General features: G+C 46.1%; 15 protein-coding genes and 1 pseudogene. 7 read left to right on the top strand and 9 right to left on the bottom strand.

Translation table 11 applies throughout. The features are described from left to right. Window positions 1-46: 46 nt before the first annotated feature. Window positions 47-568: a pentapeptide repeat-containing protein gene (locus tag QUA40_RS02345; RefSeq protein ID WP_333121467.1), complete on the bottom strand. Its 522-nt coding sequence runs from the start codon at window positions 566-568 to the stop codon at window positions 47-49. Window positions 569-580: 12 nt separating this feature from the next. Here QUA40_RS02345 and QUA40_RS02350 point away from each other — a divergent pair, with 12 nt between their 5' ends. Continuing rightward, on the top strand, window positions 581-1,168 hold the full coding sequence (locus QUA40_RS02350) for a YraN family protein (protein ID WP_333121469.1): 588 nt from the start codon (window positions 581-583) through the stop codon (window positions 1,166-1,168). A 198-nt stretch (window positions 1,169-1,366) separates the two neighbouring features. Here QUA40_RS02350 and QUA40_RS02355 read toward each other — a convergent pair whose 3' ends face one another. Next, entirely contained in the window at window positions 1,367-1,756 is a 390-nt protein-coding gene (locus tag QUA40_RS02355) for a hypothetical protein (protein ID WP_006632408.1), read from the bottom strand. 157 nt (window positions 1,757-1,913) lie between these two features. On the opposite strand from QUA40_RS02355, the gene queA reads away from it, so the two are divergent. Beyond that, window positions 1,914-3,053, top strand: a complete 1,140-nt coding sequence (gene queA / locus QUA40_RS02360; protein WP_333121471.1) for a tRNA preQ1(34) S-adenosylmethionine ribosyltransferase-isomerase QueA — start codon at window positions 1,914-1,916, stop codon at window positions 3,051-3,053. A gap of 42 nt (window positions 3,054-3,095) precedes the next feature. Here queA and rpmF read toward each other — a convergent pair whose 3' ends face one another. Both rpmF and QUA40_RS02370 read right to left on the bottom strand, forming a co-directional pair. Beyond that, window positions 3,096-3,269 (bottom strand): 50S ribosomal protein L32, encoded by a 174-nt coding sequence (rpmF, locus tag QUA40_RS02365; RefSeq protein WP_006632406.1) that lies wholly within the window; start codon window positions 3,267-3,269, stop codon window positions 3,096-3,098. A 177-nt stretch (window positions 3,270-3,446) separates the two neighbouring features. Beyond that, window positions 3,447-3,923: a TM2 domain-containing protein gene (locus tag QUA40_RS02370; protein ID WP_333121473.1), complete on the bottom strand. Its 477-nt coding sequence runs from the start codon at window positions 3,921-3,923 to the stop codon at window positions 3,447-3,449. A gap of 393 nt (window positions 3,924-4,316) precedes the next feature. Here QUA40_RS02370 and acsF point away from each other — a divergent pair, with 393 nt between their 5' ends. After that, on the top strand, window positions 4,317-5,390 hold the full coding sequence (gene acsF / locus QUA40_RS02375) for a magnesium-protoporphyrin IX monomethyl ester (oxidative) cyclase (protein ID WP_333121557.1): 1,074 nt from the start codon (window positions 4,317-4,319) through the stop codon (window positions 5,388-5,390). Window positions 5,391-5,640: 250 nt separating this feature from the next. Here acsF and QUA40_RS02380 read toward each other — a convergent pair whose 3' ends face one another. Next, the gene (locus tag QUA40_RS02380; protein WP_333121475.1) at window positions 5,641-9,021 is read right to left on the bottom strand and encodes a tetratricopeptide repeat protein; all 3,381 of its coding nucleotides are present in this window, start codon (window positions 9,019-9,021) and stop codon (window positions 5,641-5,643) included. 87 nt (window positions 9,022-9,108) lie between these two features. On the opposite strand from QUA40_RS02380, the gene QUA40_RS02385 reads away from it, so the two are divergent. Continuing rightward, window positions 9,109-10,623: a phospholipid carrier-dependent glycosyltransferase gene (locus QUA40_RS02385; RefSeq protein ID WP_333121477.1), complete on the top strand. Its 1,515-nt coding sequence runs from the start codon at window positions 9,109-9,111 to the stop codon at window positions 10,621-10,623. 218 nt (window positions 10,624-10,841) lie between these two features. On the opposite strand, the gene trmB is transcribed toward QUA40_RS02385, so the two are convergent. From trmB to csaB, 3 genes and pseudogenes are all read right to left on the bottom strand, one after another. Then, window positions 10,842-11,474 carry a tRNA (guanosine(46)-N7)-methyltransferase TrmB gene (trmB, locus tag QUA40_RS02390; protein ID WP_333121479.1) on the bottom strand — a complete coding sequence of 211 codons (633 nt, stop codon included), beginning with the start codon at window positions 11,472-11,474 and terminating at the stop codon, window positions 10,842-10,844. 159 nt (window positions 11,475-11,633) lie between these two features. Next, window positions 11,634-12,344 (bottom strand): annotated as a pseudogene (locus tag QUA40_RS02395) (Uma2 family endonuclease). Between the two features lie 22 nt (window positions 12,345-12,366). Continuing rightward, entirely contained in the window at window positions 12,367-13,404 is a 1,038-nt protein-coding gene (gene csaB / locus QUA40_RS02400) for a polysaccharide pyruvyl transferase CsaB (protein ID WP_333121480.1), read from the bottom strand. 281 nt (window positions 13,405-13,685) lie between these two features. Between csaB and QUA40_RS02405 the strand changes: the two genes are divergently transcribed. The 3 genes from QUA40_RS02405 (at window position 13,686) to QUA40_RS02415 (ending at window position 18,465) form a co-directional block, all read left to right on the top strand. Next, window positions 13,686-14,000, top strand: coding sequence for a DUF2499 domain-containing protein (locus QUA40_RS02405; RefSeq protein WP_333121482.1), 315 nt, complete (start codon window positions 13,686-13,688; stop codon window positions 13,998-14,000). Window positions 14,001-14,016: 16 nt separating this feature from the next. Further along, on the top strand, window positions 14,017-14,436 hold the full coding sequence (locus tag QUA40_RS02410) for a lysozyme inhibitor LprI family protein (RefSeq protein WP_333121483.1): 420 nt from the start codon (window positions 14,017-14,019) through the stop codon (window positions 14,434-14,436). A 189-nt stretch (window positions 14,437-14,625) separates the two neighbouring features. After that, a complete protein-coding gene (locus QUA40_RS02415; RefSeq protein ID WP_333121485.1) occupies window positions 14,626-18,465 on the top strand; it encodes a DNA polymerase III subunit alpha in 3,840 nt (1,279 codons plus the stop codon). On the opposite strand, the gene QUA40_RS02420 is transcribed toward QUA40_RS02415, so the two are convergent. Next, complete coding sequence (locus tag QUA40_RS02420; protein WP_333121486.1) at window positions 18,442-20,529, bottom strand: serine/threonine-protein kinase; 2,088 nt, start codon at window positions 20,527-20,529, stop codon at window positions 18,442-18,444. The two genes, QUA40_RS02415 and QUA40_RS02420, sit on opposite strands and share 24 nt — an antisense overlap. Window positions 20,530-20,760 lie beyond the last annotated feature (231 nt).

The raw sequence follows: 20,760 nt of genomic DNA on the forward strand, positions 1-20,760 counted from the left end.
AACAGGTTCGCAGTAAGGAATGCAAGTCATTTCTTCAACAAGCCTTTTAATAATCGCAAAAAAGAGTTTCGCGAGTATCTCTACCTGTCACGGGATTAGTACCTTTTGCCACTTTACAAAGTTTTTCTATCATATCGTCTCGCAGCAGTGTCTCTGTAAAATCAGCACCGTCAATCACAGCTCCTTCGAGCCTGGTATTGTAAGCGAAAGCACCCTCAAGAATAGCATTAGTTAAATTTACTTTCCTCATGCGAGCCAAATCTAAAGTAGCACCCGTTAAATTAGCGCCTTCTAAATTTGCCTCCTCCAGATTGGCACCAAAAAAGCTGACGCCGCGCAAATCTGCATTAGTAAAATTGCTGTTGCGAAGATTAGCTTTATTAAAACTGTCGTCAGTCAGAACTTTGCTAGTAAAATCAGCGCCGACTAGGATTTCTTTGTCGTGATCCAAAGCGAAAGCAGGTGCGGGATTAATGCCGATCGCCCCAGCGGCAATTACTGCTAAAATAACAAAACTCAGCAAGAAAGTATAAATATTTTTGCGATGTTGGCGAATTCGAGAATTCATAAATTAAAGCTAATGGGCAGCCGTGACAGTTCAGAATTGAATTCTACCAGAAAGCGCGATCAGGCGATCGCCAAGCCATCAAAGACGATCGCCACGGCTAACTCCAATTGCCCCCAATCCCCAAACTCTAGGGATATCGGCACATTGGGAGAAAACTTAGTCGCCGAGTGGTTGCAGCAGCAAGGTTGGGAAATCCTGCACCGGCAGTGGCACTGTCGCTGGGGAGAGATTGACATCATCGCACTCGGAAGAGATGAAGAAAGCCCAAAAAACCAAGTTCTTCTCAATCACCAATCCCCAACATTAGCATTTGTAGAGGTGAAAACTCGCCGCCGGGGAAATTGGGATGCTGGTGGAATGCTAGCTGTTACCACCACAAAACAAGCCAAACTTTGGCAAACAGCCGAAATATTTTTAAGCACTCGTCCAGATTTAACCAATAATTCTTGTCGCTTTGATGTCGCCCTAGTCAGGTGCGAACCTTCACGACCAAACACTAAGCAAATATTACCGTTAACAACAGCGAACTCTCAATCCGCCCTTGCAGAAAACTACCGCCTTACCCTACAAGAATACATTCGAGCGGCTTTTAGCAATTAACAATATATAATTAAAAATTAGAGGGCAAAATCACAAAGCAATGGCACTAGGTAGTTTTTAATTATTAATTTCCCTAGGCGGTCGCGCATTTCTCTCTTGAGCTTTAACGGAGCTGAAAAAAGCGTTAAATCTTCTCCCGCTTTCCCCTTCTCTCCCTCTCCTGTTCTGTCATCACAGTTAATTTATATGCGTAGCAATCTAGGCCAGAGTTTCCGGGCAATATCCCAGACCCTTGACAAACTGCTGGCGAAACGCTTCAATTTCCTTGCGGTCAGGGCTGCCGTGACAAACCACGGCCACCTGGTAGCGGCGCATCACGCTCAGTGGCGACTGTCCGGTTTCCAAACTCCAAAGTGCCATTTGCAAGCGAATTTCAGGATCGTAAGGAATCCCGAGTTCGTTCATAAAAGCCCGAAAATCCCCGTGCATTTCTGGAGTTAAATATTGGCTCATTTTCACCTTTACCACCCAGCCGTCAATTTGGTGAATAACAGTGATAAATTGCAAGGGAAGATGATGAGCCGTGCGTAGGTAATCCACGACTCTCAGAGTAAGGCTAGTATTGGCGATGTAGTAGAGGTATTCCATAACGATCCTTATGAGCCTTATGAGCAAAGCTGATGCTATACCTCTATCGTCGCGGACTCTACCCGCCACCACAAGGGGAAAAGCACCCGACTTTGGATGGGGGTTTTTACCCAATTTGTTACCTAGTTGACAGATCGATCGCACAGGAATTCACTCGATGACAGAGATGGACTGGTCTTTGGACGGCTACGACTACGAACTCCCGCCCTCACGCATTGCCCAAAATCCCGTAGTGCCGAGGGACAGTTCTCGCTTGCTGGCTGTAGATTCTCCCAGCAGCCACCAACACCGGATTTTTAGGGATTTACCCGATTTGCTGCAACCGGGCGACTTGCTGGTACTCAACAACACCCGCGTGCTGCCAGCGAGGCTCTACGGACACAAACCCAACGGCCCGGCTGTGGAGATATTGTTGATGGAAGAACGGCAGCACAACTGCTGGCTGGCTTTGGTTAAACCGGGGAAACGCTTAAAGTTGGGAGCAAAAATTGAGTTTGATCCCATCGCCCCTGCCTGTGAGAACTCGACCACAGCTCCTTGCTGTTGCCTTCCCGATGCCACGATGCCCGATCGTCGTCGATTGACTGCAACAGTTATAGAGAGGGACGACGCCACAGGGGGACGGCTGCTGGAGTTTGACATCCCCACAGATGAGAATCTGGCGAAGTTTTTGGACGAATACGGCCACGTACCCCTGCCGCCCTACATCGAAAATTCCCAAGCTTCAGCGGAACAGTACCAGACTGTTTATGCCGATCGGCTTGGGGCTGTGGCGGCACCCACAGCAGGCCTGCACTTCACCGAAGAATTGTTTAGTCGCTTGCAGCAGCGGGGAATAGAAAAAACTTTTGTCACCTTACACGTCGGAGTAGGGACGTTTCGCCCGGTGGAGGTGGCAGACGTGACGGCTCACAAAATGCACGGCGAATGGGTGGAAGTACCCCCCGCCACCGTTGATAAAATCCGGGAAACTCAAGCCAGAGGCGGGCGGATCATTGCTGTGGGTACCACAGCAGTGCGAGCTTTAGAGGGAGCCGCCGCCGCGAGTGGCGATTTTTCCTTGCAACCTTTTTGCGGCCCGACAAATTTGTTTATCTACCCTGGTTACAAGTGGCGGGTTGTAGAGGGGATGATTACCAATTTTCACTTGCCCCGCTCTACTTTGATGATGATGGTAAGTGCGATGATTGGAAGGCCTCGGCTGTTGGATTTGTACCGAGAAGCGATCGAGCATCAGTACCGCTTTTATTCTTTTGGCGATGCCATGCTGATTTTACCAACAGCAAAAAAGGATTGATCGATCGGGCATCGGGTTCGCCCCATGCCCGGTATTCCGTTTCTATTCTTCCTCCTCTTCTTCATTGCCGGGATACACGAAGCTATTGGAACGCCCAGTCAGAACAGATTTGCCCAGAGACAGAGCTTTCTGAGCTGCCACTACAGCTTTGCGCTTCCATGTGGCCTTACGCATATTCTTCTTGGATTTGGAGGTTTTCTTCTTAGGGACTGCCATGACAAATACTTTCTGCTTGCTTATATAGACAAACAAACATTCTAGCCGATTTTGCCGGCAATGCTTACTCAAAAAACGGCAATAACTGCTCACCAACCAATATCAAGTAGTAGGGTGCGTCAGCGATTAGCTTCTGGAAAAATAGACAAAATCCCCTAGTTAACGCACCCGCAGCAGCTAAAGTTCGTGAAAGTGGTAGATCACGACGCCAGTTACGGCATCGTTCTCGATACTCACATAACCCGTTTTGAGCATTGCCGTGAAAGCCTCTTCCACTTCGGCAAAAGTAGCGCCGGTTGCCATCACCCCTTGGGTGACAGATAATCTTCCGTTCTTGGTATAAGCTGCCTTCAGGAGTTTAATCCCTAACTGGTCTGGAGTTGGCTTGGGATATGTCGCGGCGATCGCCCCGCTGACTGGATATAGCGGTATACCTTCGCCAGATACGCCAAGTTTGCCCCTGAGAGTGGCATTGTGTTCGTCCACCATGTTCGGCAGAAGCAGCAAGTCAAACAATTGCCCAAACCCAAACAAACCAAAGGTAAACAGCCACAGCAAACCCGTACCAATCTTGCCGTTGTAGAGGCGGTGGAGTCCGAATGGGCCGAAAAAACAAGCTGCCCATAAAAGGTAACTAACACCTAAATTGCTCATTTTCTGACCGTCCTGCCTGATTATTCTAAGAATTGAAGTCCCTCTATACATTTTGTACTTTCTATCTGGTGTTTAAACAGCTTGACATGGCAAGTTATTTGTGCAGTAACCTGATGAACTGACAAAAGGCAGAATTTTGTTTCCCAATACCTTCTGTCGGGAAGCCCATGAGTAATTTTGCGTAGCAATTCTTAACGCCAGCAACATATTTGCGCGGGCGAGAGCTTGGTAAACTGGAGGGCGTGGAAATTACAGCAGCTTAGACCTGGATTCCACACGGAGCGCCAAAGCAAGCGCGCCGCCAGCGCTGGCCGGACATACACGAGCGCGATCGCCCGCAGTACCCGACAATTGAAACAAGCGAGTAGTTATAAGCAGAAATCCAATAAACATATGGTAGATTCCCTCAAAAAACCCGCTTTTGCTGAGCCGCAAGAAGCGAAAACCCCAGCCAAAGAAACTATTCTCACACCGAGATTTTACACAACAGACTTTGACGAGATGGCCAAAATGGACATCTCGGTAAACGAAGCCGAACTCGAAGCAATTATCAAAGAGTTCCGCGTTGACTACAACAAAACCCACTTCGTGCGCGATGCCGAGTTCGATCAATCTTGGGAACACATCGACGGCGAAAAGCGCAAATTATTCATTGAATTCCTCGAACGCTCTTGCACCGCTGAGTTTTCTGGCTTCTTGCTCTACAAAGAATTGGCACGCAAGCTCAAGGACAAAAATCCGGTACTTGCCGAAGGTTTCTTGCTCATGTCCCGCGACGAAGCGCGGCACGCCGGATTCCTCAACAAAGCGCTGTCGGACTTTGGTTTGTCCCTGGATTTGGGCTTCTTGACAAAGAGCCGCAGCTACACATTCTTTAAGCCGAAGTTTATTTTCTACGCCACTTACTTGTCGGAAAAGATCGGTTATTGGCGCTACATCACGATTTACCAGCACTTAAAAGCGCATCCTGAAGACCAGATTTATCCGATTTTCCGATTCTTTGAAAATTGGTGTCAGGATGAAAACCGTCACGGAGATTTCTTCGATGCGGTGATGAGAGCTCAGCCTCAGATGTTGAACGATTGGCGCGCTAAGCTTTGGTGCCGTTTTTTCTTGCTGTCAGTGTTCGCGACAATGTATCTCAATGATATCCAGCGCGCCGGTTTTTATCGATCGCTCGGACTCGATGCTCGCGAATACGACATTGAAGTGATTAAAAAGACCAACGAAACAGCAGGCCGCGTATTCCCCGTGATGCTGGACGTGAACAATCCCGAGTTTTATGAACGGCTGGATGTTTGCCTCAAGAACAATCAGCAGTTGACTGCAATTGTTGCTTCTAATACTCCGAAATTCTTGCAATTCTTCCAAAAATTGCCTTTGTATTTGTCGAACGGCTGGCAGTTGTTGAAGCTGTACTTCATGAAAACAATTGAATCACCTTCAGTAGAGGGGGCAGTCCGTTAATTTTTGATTTTTCATCCTCTGTGACGGCGGTTCTGCAGCAAGCGGAGCCGCTTTTTTTTATAATTGCTCCTTTCGGGCCCGAAGAATTAGTATTATTGAACCGCGAAGACGCGAAGGGCACGAAGAAAGAAGGAAGAAGGAAGACGGTTGACTGTTGATTGTTGTTGATGGCAAGCCTGATGCCCGATGTCCGTATAGGTTTTATCAGCAATTAATCGGACTTGATATCATAACTGTTTTTCCCTAAAATTTATCGCCATTCGCCCTGAAGCGTAAAAGCCGCCCAATAATAGGGAGAACGCCACTCTTCCTGCTTCAACATTTCCAGTTGCGCCGCCCTTAAAGCAGCCGCTGGCGTTAACCCTTTTTGCAGCATTCCCTGATAGAAACTCGACATTAAGGTAGCCGTTCCTTCATCGTCCACACTCCACAAACTCACCACCACTCGCTGAGCCCCTGCATACATAAATCCCCGCGTCAATCCTACCATGCCCTCGCCTTGAACAATCTGTCCCATTCCGGTTTGACAGGCACTTAACACTACTAAATCTGCTGCTAATTTGAGATTGAAAATATCAGTTAGTCGCAGAAATCCGTTTAAAGGATTGCCATTTTTATCTACTAGCGACATGACGATTCCCGACAGTTCCGGGTGATCGCTATTGGCGAAACCGTGAGTGGCAAAATGAATGATTTTATATTGGCTTAAGTTCTGACTGGTTGCGACGGCGCGGCTGGCTGCAAAATCCAAAGATTCGGTGCGAGAATTAGCTGGTACTAACGCTTGAATGATTTGAGCTTCTTGGCGAGTGAATTTTAAACGGCTCAACTGTAAGTTATTGTCGCGACCAGAGCGGCTTAAACCCAGATTTACTGATTCTATTGCTTGCAGATTGGTGGCGGTTGACTGGTTTTTGAGTCGTTCATCTTCCGGGCTAAAAACTGGATCGGCGAGAATCGCTAAAGTCCGAGTAGGAGGTTGTCTGTCACTGTAGTTTTGTCTTAATATTCCCAAGGTGGAAGCAGAAGGCAGCAGCACGATTTCATGGTCTACTATTAAAGGTGGATTCCCATTTTCACCGGGTTTTCCAGGGAGCGAGAGGGCAGCAAAGGGGAGGTAATGGAGAATGCCATCGCCAACTATCAGCAGGCGCTTTTGACCCAGTTGGGCAGCAACGGGCTGTAAGATAATTTGACTGATAGCATCGTTCGCTTGGGCGATTTTAGAGGGGCTGTTTCGGGAACTTGGAGCTGTGAGAGCATCGCGGAAATTGCGGGCGGCTTTTTCGAAGTCGGCGCTTGGAGGCAATTCATAACTGGTGATGCTGGTTTTAGTCACAGCCCACAGATAGCTGCGGTCTTTTCCTATAGAATACTGGAGTAAAATTGTATTCTCATCGAGGATTTGTTGTTGAATTTGTGCAAGCGTTAGAGGTTGCGGTTGGGTGAGGGCTGCGTACCGGGGGCTAGTAGCACGGATTTGTGTTTGAATGTCCTGATATTGTGCGATTAAAGTTTGCCGTTGTTGTTCTAATTCTGCTTCTTGGGTGGGAGTGTAGTTGGGGCGATTGAAAACTTCGACGCGCCGTTTTTCAAGGGCATCGAGTTGCTGTTGCAAACTGCGTTCTCGCTGCAATAATTCTGGGGCGACACCTTGGCGAATATCGGCGTTTGCTTCTTGCAGAAGTTCGAGGAGACTGCGGGCGCGGGAACGTTCGCTGGCTTCAAAGGCTTTGGTATCATAACCAGATTTGGGTTGCGTTTTGTGCAGTTGCATTAACAGGTCAATGTAGAACTGGTAATAGTTTTGTACGGTGGAAAAGTATGAGGTGCGGAGTTCAGGGCTGGCAATTTTGGTGCGGAGGCTTTCAATAATTTTGAGCGAGGCTTCAATTTCAGTGAGAGCTTCGTTAAGATTACCAGAGTCACGTTTGATAGTAGCAATACTATAGAGGGTAAGAGCTTCTAAGGAGCGATCGAGGGTGGCTTGAGTCAGAGGAAGGGATTGATTGAAATACTCTAATGCTTTCTCTTTGTTTCCTAATTCTGCGTAGCTCCTGCCGATACCTATAAGGCTGTAGGCTTCTCTTTGGCGATCGCGTGCTTTCCGACTCAAAGAAAGAGACTGATTGTAATAGTTTAGGGCTTTTTGTTGGTCTTCTAATTCTGCGTATATGTTACCAATGCCAGTGAGGGTGCGAGCTTCTCCAGAGCGATCGCCTACTATTCGCTTGAGGATAAGGGATTGGTTAAAATATTCTAAGGCTTTCTCTTTATCTCCTAATTCTGAGTAGGCAATGCCAATGCTGGTGAGAGTGGTTGCTGCTGAGGAGCGATCGCCTAGAGTCTGGAAAATTGCAAGGGACTGGCTGTAATACTCTAGAGCTTTCTGTTGGTCTCCCAATTCTGAGTAGACATGGCCAATGCTGATTAGAGTAACAGCTTGCCCAGGGCGATCGCCCACAGCTTGGCTGATGGGAAGAGACTGGCCGTAATGCTCTAGGGCTTTCTGTTTTTCTCCCACTTCTGAATAGACAATACCTATGTAGTTAAGGGTACGAGCTTCTTGTTCACGTTGACCTATAGCCCGGAACAATTTAAGGGACTGGTTGTAAGAGTCTAAAGCTGTTTGTTTCTCTCCCAATTCTGAGTAGACTCTACCAGCAGAAATCAGGGCGAAGGCTTCAACAGAGCGATCGCCTATTTCTCGACTGAGGGGAAGAGATTGGTTGTAATAATCTAGGGCTTTCTGTTTCTCTCCCAAACCTGAATAGACATTGCCAACGACGATCAAGGTGAAAGCTTGCCAACGGCGATCACCTATTTCCTGGCTCAAAGAAAAGGACTGATTATAATACTCTAGCGCTTTCTGCTGTTCTCCAAATTCTGCGTAGATCATGCCAATACCTAGAAGGTTGTAGGCTTCTTTTTGGCGATCGCCTATTACCCGGCTCAAAGAAAGGGACTGATTGTAATAGTCTAGGGCTTTCTGTTTTTCTCCTAAAACTGAGTAGACTCTGCCGATGTTGGTGAGGGTGACAGCTTCCCCTGAACGATCGCCCACAGCCCGTTTCAGTGGAAGCGACTGGCTGTAATACTCTAGCGCTTTCTGTTTTTCTCCCAAATCTGAGTACACCTCGCCGATGTTGTTTAGGGTGACAGCTTCCCCAGCGCGATAGCCCCCGGCCCGAAACAGCTTTAACGCTTCTTCATATTTGGCGAGTGCTTTTCTTAAAGATTCCGCCGTCCCCTCCTGGTAAAGTTGAGCCCCTTCTTTCAAAGCTCTTTCAGCAGCCGCCGCCGCAGGATTTCCCCCTCCCTGCTGCGATACCCCTTGACTAATTTTAATCGCACTGGGTGCAGCTACCGCCGGGACTCCTAGCAAAATCAGAGCACTTACAGCGAGTCCGCAACGCCCCCAAACCAACAGCGTGAGATTCATAAACACCTGCTCAAACAAGACCTTGTTAACCGGTATCATAGTCGATCGCAGCTTGTCAGGTGCGCTTTCCCTTCCGGCGTGCCGATTACATCGGGGGCATATTGTGCCATCCCGTCGCTGCACGTAGTGCCGCACCTTCCAAGCGCGATCGTCCGCATCGGATTTGCCTCCGCGAAGGTTAAAAGTCATAATTGTAATTTTTACGCTATTCTCAACTCAGTATTTTTAAATTAGCGATCGCCCCCAAACCTAGCATCTACTATTTTCTGATGTTTTATGAACCCCAACAAAAAACACTCTCACAAATCAATTTTTGTTTTTGCCCTGGGAATGCTCGGTGTGTTCCTCTTTTCCTTAACTCTACGCTTTTGGCAACTCGAGCGATTTAACACTTTAGTATTTGACGAGGTTTATTACGCGAAATTTGCCAACGACTATCTCACCAAAACTCCTTTTTTCAACGCTCACCCGCCGCTGAGCCAGTACATAATTGCGATCGGCATTGCGATCGGCACTCACCTTCCCTTCGGCAAAACAGCCGTCAACAGTATGGCTGGCTCCCTGCTTTCCCCTTGGGATTACCGCTGGCTGAATGCTCTCACAGGTTCCTTTATTCCCCTAGTTGGGGGAGCCCTAGCTTATCAGCTAGTTCGGCGGCGCACCTTTGCTTTTATTGCTGCTTTATTTATCGCCTGCGACGGTCTGTTTTTAGTTGAGTCTCGCTACGCACTGAACAACATTTATCTAGTTTTATTTGGGATTTTAGGTCAGTTATTTATTTTAAAATCCGTAGAAGCCGACGGCAAAAAGCGCTGGCTTTTGCTGGTAATCGCCGGGATAGGTTTCGGCGCATCTGCGGCTATCAAATGGAACGGATTATGGTTTCTTTTCGGTACTTATCTAATTTTAATCTGTGCTTGGGCAGTTCGTTTTATCCAGGGTAACAGAGGAAATGAAGAACAAAGCCGCGAGGTAGATTCCCCTCTAATTCCTGCCGAAAGTCCCGTACAAAAACTGACTAAACTCAATTTTATAGAACTCTGTTTGAGTCTAGCTATTATTCCTATTCTAGTTTACAGCATCTGTTGGATTCCTCACCTGCACTTTAATCCAACTCCCAATTTCTGGCAGATGCAAACGGAAATTTTGACTTATCACCAGCGGATTAAAAGCGGCCCGGATGTACATCCTTACTGTTCCACATGGTACAGTTGGCCTCTGATGCTGCGCCCCATAGTTTACTTCTACAAAACTGCTAGCAGCAATGCCCAACCCGATCCGGTTTTGCCACCTTTACCTGAAGGTGCAACTCAGGCAATTTTTGACGTTCACGCAATGGGAAATCCATTGCTTTGGTGGCTGTCAACCTTAGCTTTACTGCTAGTAATAGGAGTTTTAGTTCACCGGATTTTGGTGTGGCTGCAAACGCGCAGCGAGGCTTCTGTTGACACGATAGAACAGCAGCGACCGATTTTGTTTCCGCCGACTGCTGAAATGTGGCTGGGGTTATATTTAATAGTTAATTGGGCCGCTAATTTGCTGCCTTGGATGAAGGTGACTCGCTGCATATTTTTGTACCATTATATGGGCTGTTCTGTGTTTGCAGCCTTAGCACTTGCTTGGTGGGTTGACAGGTGGCTGCACAGCCCTCAAACTCGACTCCGAGGGATGGGGGTAACAATTATTTTTCTGGTTTTGGGTGCTTTTATTTTCTGGATGCCTATCTATTTGGGACTGCCTTTGTCGAAGTGGGAATTCGATATTCGGATGTGGCTTCCTTCTTGGGTTTAAGTTAGAAATAATTCTTTTATTAGCGGGCAAGATGCCCGTTACACAAAGAAAATTAAGTTTTGTGGAACAGGCATCTTGCCTGTTCCTAACCAAGGTGCAAGATGCCCCTTCCACAAGAAAATTAAGTTTTGTGGAACAGGCATCTTGCCTGTTCCTAACCAAGGTGCAAGATGTAAGTTATAACATTTATTACCAAGGTAAGTTTGCAAAAGCGAGCATTATTTTTGATAGAGTGCTCGATAAACTGGTTCGCCCCGTTTCAGAGTCGCAATTTCTCTTTCAGTAGCCACAGGCAGGGGATTTTCGGCTAACCATTCGCCACCATTTTGACGTTGAAAACTGGGGTGAGACGAAAAGCGATCGCACATTTCTCTTTCTACTTCTTCAATATCTGACTGAATAAAAACTTCGCCACCAATTCCCAGATAAATTGCCAATTCATTAACTAATTCCTGCTGCACGACCCGCCGTTTGTGGTGCTTTTTCTTGAACCACGGATCGGGAAATTGAATGCTAACTCGCTGCAAAATACCTGCGGGTAAAGTTTCTAAAATTGGTTTGAGAGAACTATTCGCATTGCAAAACAAATAGTGCAAATTTGTCAAGCCTTTTTCGTCCCGCCAAAGATTCGCCTCTTCTACCAGAGGTTCCCGAATTTCTAATCCGAGAAAGTTCCAGTCTGTTTGAATTTGCGCCATGTGCCACAAAAACCGTCCTCTGCCGCAGCCGATATCTAAATGCAGCGGTAAATTTAAGTCGGCATAGATTTGAGTCCAATCCGGGGGACTTGCAGATGCTTGATATCTAATTGATAGGGGATTGACGTGTTCCCGCACTCTTACTCTTGCCAATTTTGATGTCTCCTGAATGTAATTTTGAACCGCTGATGAAGGCAGATTAACAGGGATTAACACAGATAAATATTGATTTTTGCGATGTTGTCTAATACTTTTTAGTTAATGAGCAATTAAAAAATGTCCCTCGGCAATTTTTAGTTGCTCATTATTGCATTAGGCTTCTGGTTCAATGCCTGCTGCTCTTAATTGCGCGGCTAGTCGATCGGCTCGCTGCCGTTCCCTTTCTACCATCTCTACTCCCCACAATAACATCTCTCCGCTCTCATCCCACCACCGCAGCCAATATCCGGTTCTTTCCGCCTTTGTTCCCTGCCAAATACCTCGAAATAATCCAACTCCCGGAATACAATAACGATTGTTTGAATCCGGCTGCTGTACTTGATATTGTCCTAATGAATTCAACTGATAGACTTCGAGAACTCCGGCGGCAGGTTCAAAAAGTGCATAGATGGGCACTCGCAATACTTGCTCGTAAAAAAACTATTTTCCCGGCGGATACGGTGGTTTTATCGAATATTCATCGTTGGGACTAGCTGACAAAAATTCCATCACAATCGCCGGAATTTTTCCTTCTAAATTCGGAGTGTAACTGCGGCGAATTTCTTGACTAGAAAGCGGCTGGACGTTGCGGGCATAAAACCAATCGGGAGCTTTAATAACTAACTTGCTATCTACAGTCGCACAAATGCCCATATTTGGGGCAATTAATATTCCTGTTACAATTAGCCCAGCGATTTCTAAGATTTCTCGCAAGGCGGCGGCTAGCAAGGGTTGGTCGATGTTTTCTACTGGTTCCTCGTCTAAAATGAAGTCGTCTGGCAATTTTTCCCAGGTAATTTTTAAGTCGGCTGTACTGGCTGCCACGGTATTTTACCTCTTACGGAGATTACTGGAGCGCGGCTCGCAATACTTCGCGATGAAAGAGCGATCGCTCTACTATAAATTTTATCCTGTCTGGCGATAAGGCGTCGCCGTTAGCATAGTGTTCGATCCAGGTTTTGCTGATTAAATAAGGATCGTCTGGCAATTCTGATAATAAGTATCCCGGCATTTCTAGCTCTTCCATTAACTGGCTGACTTTCGGATCGTAGCTGAGGGCAAAACAGCGACATTCTTCGGATGCTGCCATAATTAAACTGTGATAGCGCATCCCGATCGCCATTTCGACTCCCCGGAACACTCCTTTCAATTTTCTCGGATCGTCTAAACTGAGGATGCGGCTCCTTTTGGGCAGGGCTTCGTGTAAATGTTTCGCAATTTCTAAGTCGTGAGACGCTTGAAAAGGCAGCAGCAAAATTAAGGTGCGAGTTGCTTTTTGAAAGTCAACTAAAGCTTGAGTTAAGATTGACAAACGAGCGGGAGTTAGTGTATAATGAGAACGCAAACAAACAGCAACTCGGGGCGCAGGTAAATCCCACAAACCTGACACGGGAGAATTCTCCAAAGCCCACACGGGATCGGGCGCTAAAGTAAAGGGAATTTGCCAATCTGCAAGTAAAGTAGCTGAGCCTTTATCGCGCACGCTGACGGCGGTGCATCCAGCAAAACAGCGCTGAGATAACTTGCGAGTCATTTCGCGCTTTAAAGGGCCAATTCCCTGGGCCCAAGCAACAGTTTTTAAGCCCATCCGCTGCGCTAATCCCATCAAACCCCCATAATAGAAAGGGCTCACAATGCTAGTAGCGTCTTGGATTAAACTGCCGCCGCCCCAGATTAGGGCGTCAGAGGTGCGGAGTGCTTCGAGAACTTGAAACGCATTCATGCGATCGCGCGCAGCTACCCCGTACCGCTGATTTGTCTCGACAGGATTGCCAGACAGGACGATCGGCGTCACGCCCTCTGGTAACATTTGCAGTAGGGATGCCAACAGCGCCTCGTCGCCGCCGTTGCCTTTACCGTAATAGCCGCACAAAATTGCTCGCATTTCTACTCTTTTATTTGTTTGTGATGGGGAATCTAACTATTTTAGATTTTAGATTTTAGATTTTAGATTTTTTTGAGATTTGAAATTTGAAATTTGATACTACTACCAAAAAAATGCTACTGTCAGCAAGCTTCAAGGCTTTACGTCATCAGTCAGCTCAAATCGCAAATCTAATAAAATCTCGAATCGCTAATCTAGAATTGTATGACGCATCATACTTTATATGACAATTGCGTAAGTCCCGATCGATAAATCTTTCATCATCGTTCAGAATACAAAAAATGCACGCTTTGTCAATTCCCACCTGGATTATTCACATATCTAGCGTCGTCGAGTGGATTGCCGCCATCTGGTTAATTTGGACTTACGGCGAAGTCACTCAAAACCGAGCTTGGTGGGCCCTTTCCGCCGCAATGCTGCCCGCTCTCGTTAGCGCTATGTGTGCCTGTACGTGGCACTATTTTGACAACTCCCCAGCCCTAGAATGGATTGTTACCCTGCAAGCGGCGATGACTCTCTTCGGCAATTTTACTCTGTGGGCGGCGGCTTGGTGGATTTGGCGATCGGCTCAGCCAGCCGAGAAAATTAAAGATTAAAAAAAGGAGAAACTAAGTGAAAAATAGCACTATTTGGGCAACATTTACGGCAAGTTCACTTTTGTTAGCTGCGGGATTTTTGCTTCCCAGCCAAGCCAGCAACAACCGAGTACAAGTCGCCCAACAGCCTAACTGCAAAAGTCCTCAAACCACGCTAGACATGAATATCTGTTCTAGTCAAGAGTTTAAAGCAGCCGATACAAAGCTCAATCAATTATATCAGCAACTTAGGCCAAAACTCAACAGCAAACAGCAGCAAAGATTGACGGTTGCACAGCGTAGTTGGCTGAAGTTTCGTGATGAAACTTGCAATTATGAAGCAGGGAAGTTTGAAGGCGGTTCTGTGGCTGCTTCTACTTACGGTTATTGCAGAGCGAGGGTGACACAAGAACGGGTTAAAGACTTGGAGCGTTATTTGGAACAAGCAAATGTGTAAAAGTTCGATCGCGAGCGAGAATAATTTACCCATTAAATCATCAATACCGCGACAACCTCATCTTTTGCACTTATAGAAGCCCCAGCACAAACCAGCTCAAGAGTGATATAAAGCTTTGTTTTTTATTTTACGCTTTGACACGCCGATGGTGTAAAATCTAAATTCTCAAATCTTATATTTTAAATCCCTATGTCCTTCGTTGGTTTGCACATTCACAGCGATTATAGCTTACTAGATGGGGCGTCTCAGCTACAGCAGCTCGCAGAACGGGCGGTGGAATTGGGGATGCCCGCGATCGCCCTTACAGACCACGGGGTGATGTACGGGGCGATCGAGCTAATCAAAGTTTGCCGAAATAAAAATATTAAGCCGATTATTGGCAATGAAATGTATGTCGTCAACGGCGATATAGAAGTAAAAGTTCGAGGTAGAAGAAAATACCATCAAGTTGTTTTAGCTAAAAATACCCAAGGTTATAAAAACCTCGTCAAACTAACCACAATTTCCCATTTAAAGGGAATGCCTGAAAGAGGTATTTTTGCCCGACCTTGCATCAACAAGGAACTGCTAAAACAATACTCCGAAGGTTTAATTGTCACCAGTGCTTGTTTGGGCGGGGAAGTTCCCCAAATGATTCTGCAAAACAAGCTAGATGCTGCCCGTGAAGTAGCCACATGGTATAAAGAAGTATTTGGGGAAGATTACTATATAGAAATTCAAGACCACGGTTCCCAAGAAGACCGCATGGTGAATGTTGAAATCGTCAAAATTGCCCGCGAACTCAACATCAAAATAATTGCTACAAACGATTCTCACTACATTTCTTGCAACGACGTAGAAGCACACGACGCTTTGCTGTGCATCAACACCAACAAACAGATTGAAGAAGACAAGCGGATGCGCTACAGCGGTACCGAATATCTGAAGTCTGCGGACGAGATGGCGCAACTGTTTCGAGACCATTTGGATGATGAAACAATCAAAGAGGCGATCGACACCACATTAGAAGTCGCAAATAAAGTAAAATCCTATGACATCATGGGGGAATACCGCATTCCCAACTATCCAATTCCCCCAGAACACACAGCAGATACCTATGTCGAAGAAGAATCCTGGAAAGGACTATTAGAACGCCTCAAATCTCGAAGCCGCAACGAAATTCCCGCCGTCTACAAAGAACGGCTGGAATACGAACTAAAAATGATTCAGCAAATGGGTTTTTCCACATACTTTCTAGTAGTTTGGGACTACATGAAATATGCCAGGGACAACAACATTCCCGTAGGGCCGGGACGCGGTTCAGCCGCAGGTTCCCTCGTAGCATACGTCTTGAAAATCACTAATATTGACCCCGTGCATCACGGACTGCTATTCGAGAGATTTCTCAATCCAGAACGCAAATCTATGCCAGATATCGATAGCGACTTCTGCATAGAAAGACGCGATGACATGATTAAATACGTTACTCAAAAGTATGGCGAAGAGCGCGTCGCCCAAATTATTACTTTCAACAGAATGACATCAAAAGCTGTTTTGAAAGATGTTGCCAGAGTTTTAGGCATTCCCTACAAAAAAGCAGACGAAATGGCAAAATTAATTCCCGTGTCCCGGGGAAAACCGGAAAAACTTAAAGTCATGATTTCCGACGACACACCTGCACAGGAATTTAAAGATAATTACGAAAATACAATTTGCATAAATGCCGAAACTGGGACAGAAGTCCCAGTTCGTCAGTGGATTGACATGGCGATTCGGATTGAAGGAACAAACAAAACCTTTGGCGTTCACGCAGCGGGCGTAGTGATTTCTTCTGACCCGCTAGATGAAATTGTACCGCTGCAAAAGAACAATGAAGGTGCTGTAATTACCCAGTATTACATGGAAGATTTGGAAGCACTAGGTCTGCTAAAAATGGACTTTCTGGGCTTAAAAAATTTGACAACGCTCCAGCAAACTGTTGTTAATATTAAGCACACCCAAAATATAACTGTCGATCCGGAAAGCCTACCTTCTGATAATGAGCGCAAAGCTCAAGAGACTTTTGGCAGAATCAAAAAGTTACCCGATGATGTAGATAAAACTTATAGACTTTTAGAAAGAGGAGATTTAGAAGGTATTTTTCAGCTAGAATCCTCTGGAATGCTTGATGTAGTGAAAAAACTCAAACCTTCCTGTCTGGATGATATTTCTTCTATTTTGGCACTTTACCGACCAGGACCGCTGGATGCAGGTTTGATTCCTCAGTTTATTGACTGCAAGCACGGTAAAACAGTTGAGTACGATCATCCGCTATTAGAACCAATTTTAAAAGAGACTTACGGAACGCTTTGTTTTCAAGAGCAAATTATGCGGATGGCTCAAGATTTGGCGGGCTATTCTTTGGGGCAAGCTGACTTGCTGCGGCGTGCAATGGGTAAGAAGAAAGCTGATGAAATGCAGAAGCAAAAAGAAACGTTTATCGACGGCGCAACTAAGAATGGAGTGAGTCAAAGAATTGCTGAAAAGTTGTTCGCGCAGATGCTGCAATTCGCGGAATATTGCTTTAATAAATCCCATTCAATGGCCTATGCCTATATCACTTATCAAACAGCTTATTTGAAGGCGAATTATCCTGTAGAATACATGGCTGCACTGTTGACTGCTAATAGGGGCGATCAGGATAAAGTACAGAGATATATCGCCAACTGTCTCAAACTGGGTATTGAGGTTGAGCCGCCAGATGTTAATAGCTCGGAACTTACTTTTACACCGCTGCCTAAACAGATGACTGGCTCTGCAAAAGATAAAATTTTGTTTGGGGTTTCGGCTGTTAAAAATGTGGGAGAAGCGGCGATTGAAAATATTTTGGCGGCGCGGCAGGAAGGGGGTAAGTTTAAATCGCTGCCGGATTTGTGCGATCGCGTAAATCTCCATTCTGTCAACCGCCGCGCTTTAGAAGCTTTAATTCAATGCGGTGCTTTTGACAAAATTGACAAAAACCGCAAGCAATTAGTAGACGACCTCGAAGGGGTGATGAAATGGGCCGGGGACCGCAAAAGAGATCGAGAAAGCGGGCAAGGTAATCTCTTTGATTTGTTAGGTACGAATAGCTTTGGTAAGTCGGTCAATACCTATGAGTCGGCACCAAAAGCTAAATTGGTAAAAGATTATGACAAACAGGAAAAATTGCGTTTAGAAAAAGAATTGCTGGGCTTTTATGTATCAGAACATCCCCTAAAGTTTCTCATGCAAGTAAACCAAGACCCAGATGTTGTGACTCTCGAACAGTTAGCAGATAAAAAGGGGAAAGTATCAGTTATTGTCATGCTCAGCGCTATCAAACTTGTAGTGACAAAAAAAGGCGAGGCGATGGCAATTTTGCAATTAGAAGATTTGACACATCAAATAAAAGCTGTTGTGTTCCCCAAGGCTTACGAACAAGTGAAACCTTATATTGTAGAGAATGCTATCTTACAGATTAGTGGAAAAATCGAGAAAGATGGGGAGGAAATTCAGATAATTGTAGACACTGCAAAGCCGGTTGAAACAGTACAGGTTACAGAGGAAATCGAGAGGACGGAATCGCAAATAAACAACTCTTGGCTGACGGAACCAGTCAACGTTGTACGATCGACAAAACCTGTCGAAGTTTTAGAAATGGTGATTGTCAAGCTGACACCGCAGCAAGTACAAGACGGGGAAAAACTCAATGACCTCAAAGCCCTTTTGGAAGAACTTTCCGATGGGGGAGAAGATGCTAGCGTTTCTGTGGGGGGAATTGTTGTCGGTGAATATTCCTGTCAACCCTTTCGCATTAACCGTCAATTGTGGGTGCAAAATGGCGAGGGAACTGTTAGCCGTCTCAAGTCGGCTAAATTTGATGCTTGGGTTTTTCCTCTAGACAATCGCGGGGATGCTGCGGTGTTTCGAGAAATGCGATCGCAACTTAATGTACATTCTTGGGCCAGTCGTTTACTTGACACTGACACCGATCGCCTTCACAAGTATGTCACTTATCTCGCCCAACTAAACAGACGCCCGCCAAACTAACACTTCGCCGCCATCCCCACCGGTGACTAAAGTTTGACCGTCAGGACTAAAAGCCACCGGATTGCACCCAGCAAGAGAGCACAAACATTCTCCTGTTTCCAGGTTCCAGAGTTTAACCGTACCGTCTCGACTGCCGCTAGCCATAATTTCGCGATCTGTACTAATCGCCACTGAAATCACCGCATCAGAATGCCCCCTCAAAGTATTAATCAATTCCCCTGTATCGGCATTCCACAATTTAACAGTAGCGTCGGCACTTCCACTGACAATCATCTTGCCGTCTTGACTAAATGCGATCGCATAAACCCAATCTGAATGACCGAAAAAAGTCCGTACACTCTCCCCAATACCTACCAGCCACATCTTGATAGTTGTGTCAGCACTGCCGCTGGCAAGCATCATACTTTGAGGGCGGAAACTAACAGATAAAACCTTGTCAGAATGTCCCGAAAGTTTTTGAACCAATTCTCCGTTGCGCTGGTTCCACAATTTAATACTCTTGTCGCCGCTGCCACTCGCAATCGCTCCAGAGTCGCAACTAAAAGCCACCGAGTACACGGGGCCGTACCGGTGACTGTACGGCGAACCAAAATCGCTATAAAATTCGCGAATCATCGCCTTTTTATCCAGCTTCCACTCAATGACTTTTCTGTCAAAACTGCCGCTAACCAGCATTCTCCCGTCTGGGCTGATTGCCACAGCATCAACCGTTGCGGAATGGCCGAAAAAAGTATGGATGAATTCACCTGTTTGCAGGTTCCACAGCTTAATTGTTTTATCATCGCTGGCGCTAGCGAGAATATTGCCTTGAGGATTAATAACAACAGCATTAACCGAGGCTGAATGACCCTGGAGAATGCGATCGCGCCGCCAGTTATTAGACGACAATAATCTCGGATTGCCAGCGGATGGCGCAACATGAATCTTCTGGGGCGGGGCGGCCGAGACGGCGGTTGCTTTATTGGGCTGCGAGTTAGTTACTGGCGAATTAATAGCTATTTTTGTTGGCGAATTATAACTGATTTGAGAGCGGGAATATTGCCCAACATTTACCAAGTCTTGCAACACTTCAGCAGCGGATTGATATCGCTCTCTTACCGAATCTTTGAGCAATTTGTTCAAAATAGTGGCTAATTTTTGGCTGACTTTTATGCCTTTTTGCGCCAAGTGCGATCGCCAAATCCATTTGCATTCTAAAGCATCAAACAAATCCTTCAATACCGCCCCAGTTAGCAGGTGAATGCAGGTAACACCCAAACTGTAAAGGTCGCTCGCTGGATACGCCTTGCCGCTGCGAATTTGTTCTATCGGCGCATAGCCAGCAGTTCCAGTTATCGTCCCAGTTTGCGCTTCAGAAAGGCCGGTAATGTGCTTAGCAACTCCAAAATCAACTAGCACAAACTGACCCCCCCTGGCATTCCCCTGTACAGCAGGAGATTCAGCGACAATTAGCCCTTTCATACCACCAGAAGATTGAGGTATATTTGCCCCTCCTTTTCCTTTACCAGGAGTCGAGCTGCCATATTCCGCCGCCCACAAGGTTTGGGGAGTTCTCCGCACAATATTTTCCGGCTTAATATCCCGATGAATCACCTGCTGCTCGTGAACAAATTGCAAAACAGGCAACAAATTGATCAACAATTCCCAAATCTGTTCCTCGCTAAAAGCTCCCCGCTGCTGCAACTCCTGAAACAAATTATTTCCCTCGATTAACTCTTCCACAAGATACAGACGTTTGGCTTGTTCAAAAGAAGCCAGCAAACTTGGAATCTGCGGGTGTTCTCCGAGTTCGTGCAGTCGGTGAGCTTCTTGTTTGAACAGTGCAGTTGCCTTTTCTAATTCGGCTTTTTCTTGAACTTGGGGAAAAAATTGTTTGATGGCGCAGGGAGTTTTCAACCTATCTTCATCGACAGCTAAAAAAGTTCTGCCAAATGTTCCTTCACCGATAGGTTGAAGAGCACGGTAACGCTCTTTCAGCAGCAATTTTGAGCCGCACGCCAGACAAAAATTGGTTGAGTCAGCATTCTGCGGCTTTTGGCAATGGGGATTGAGGCAATAGCTCATCTTTTTTCCGGCCTGGAGATTCCCACCACAGCTAAACTTAGCAACATGGTAGTTTGTTTCCACTCACGCTCAGAGCACCATTCTCGATAATACCTGAGAAACTCGCTTTCTTAACCCAAAATCTCGGCTCTCAAGTTGAGCCCGTGGCAAGAAACCAAGGTGAGGACACTAGAAGTGCTTGATGTGAGTTTCCATATATTCTAATGCTTTCCTAAAATTTTGCAGGTTGGC

The organism is Microcoleus sp. Pol11C3, from assembly GCF_036701485.1.
In the GTDB taxonomy this organism is placed as follows: domain Bacteria; phylum Cyanobacteriota; class Cyanobacteriia; order Cyanobacteriales; family Microcoleaceae; genus Microcoleus.

Coding starts and splice junctions, on each gene's coding strand:
- acsF (WP_333121557.1), top strand. CDS start 4,317: ATGGTAGATTCCCTCAAAAAACCCGCTTTTGCTGAGCCGCAAGAAGCG.
- queA (WP_333121471.1), top strand. CDS start 1,914: ATGACAGAGATGGACTGGTCTTTGGACGGCTACGACTACGAACTCCCG.
- QUA40_RS02415 (WP_333121485.1), top strand. CDS start 14,626: ATGTCCTTCGTTGGTTTGCACATTCACAGCGATTATAGCTTACTAGAT.
- QUA40_RS02405 (WP_333121482.1), top strand. CDS start 13,686: ATGCACGCTTTGTCAATTCCCACCTGGATTATTCACATATCTAGCGTC.
- QUA40_RS02420 (WP_333121486.1), bottom strand. CDS start 20,529: ATGAGCTATTGCCTCAATCCCCATTGCCAAAAGCCGCAGAATGCTGAC.
- QUA40_RS02380 (WP_333121475.1), bottom strand. CDS start 9,021: ATGACTTTTAACCTTCGCGGAGGCAAATCCGATGCGGACGATCGCGCT.
- QUA40_RS02385 (WP_333121477.1), top strand. CDS start 9,109: ATGAACCCCAACAAAAAACACTCTCACAAATCAATTTTTGTTTTTGCC.
- csaB (WP_333121480.1), bottom strand. CDS start 13,404: ATGCGAGCAATTTTGTGCGGCTATTACGGTAAAGGCAACGGCGGCGAC.
- QUA40_RS02370 (WP_333121473.1), bottom strand. CDS start 3,923: ATGAGCAATTTAGGTGTTAGTTACCTTTTATGGGCAGCTTGTTTTTTC.
- rpmF (WP_006632406.1), bottom strand. CDS start 3,269: ATGGCAGTCCCTAAGAAGAAAACCTCCAAATCCAAGAAGAATATGCGT.
- QUA40_RS02350 (WP_333121469.1), top strand. CDS start 581: ATGGGCAGCCGTGACAGTTCAGAATTGAATTCTACCAGAAAGCGCGAT.
- QUA40_RS02355 (WP_006632408.1), bottom strand. CDS start 1,756: ATGGAATACCTCTACTACATCGCCAATACTAGCCTTACTCTGAGAGTC.
- QUA40_RS02345 (WP_333121467.1), bottom strand. CDS start 568: ATGAATTCTCGAATTCGCCAACATCGCAAAAATATTTATACTTTCTTG.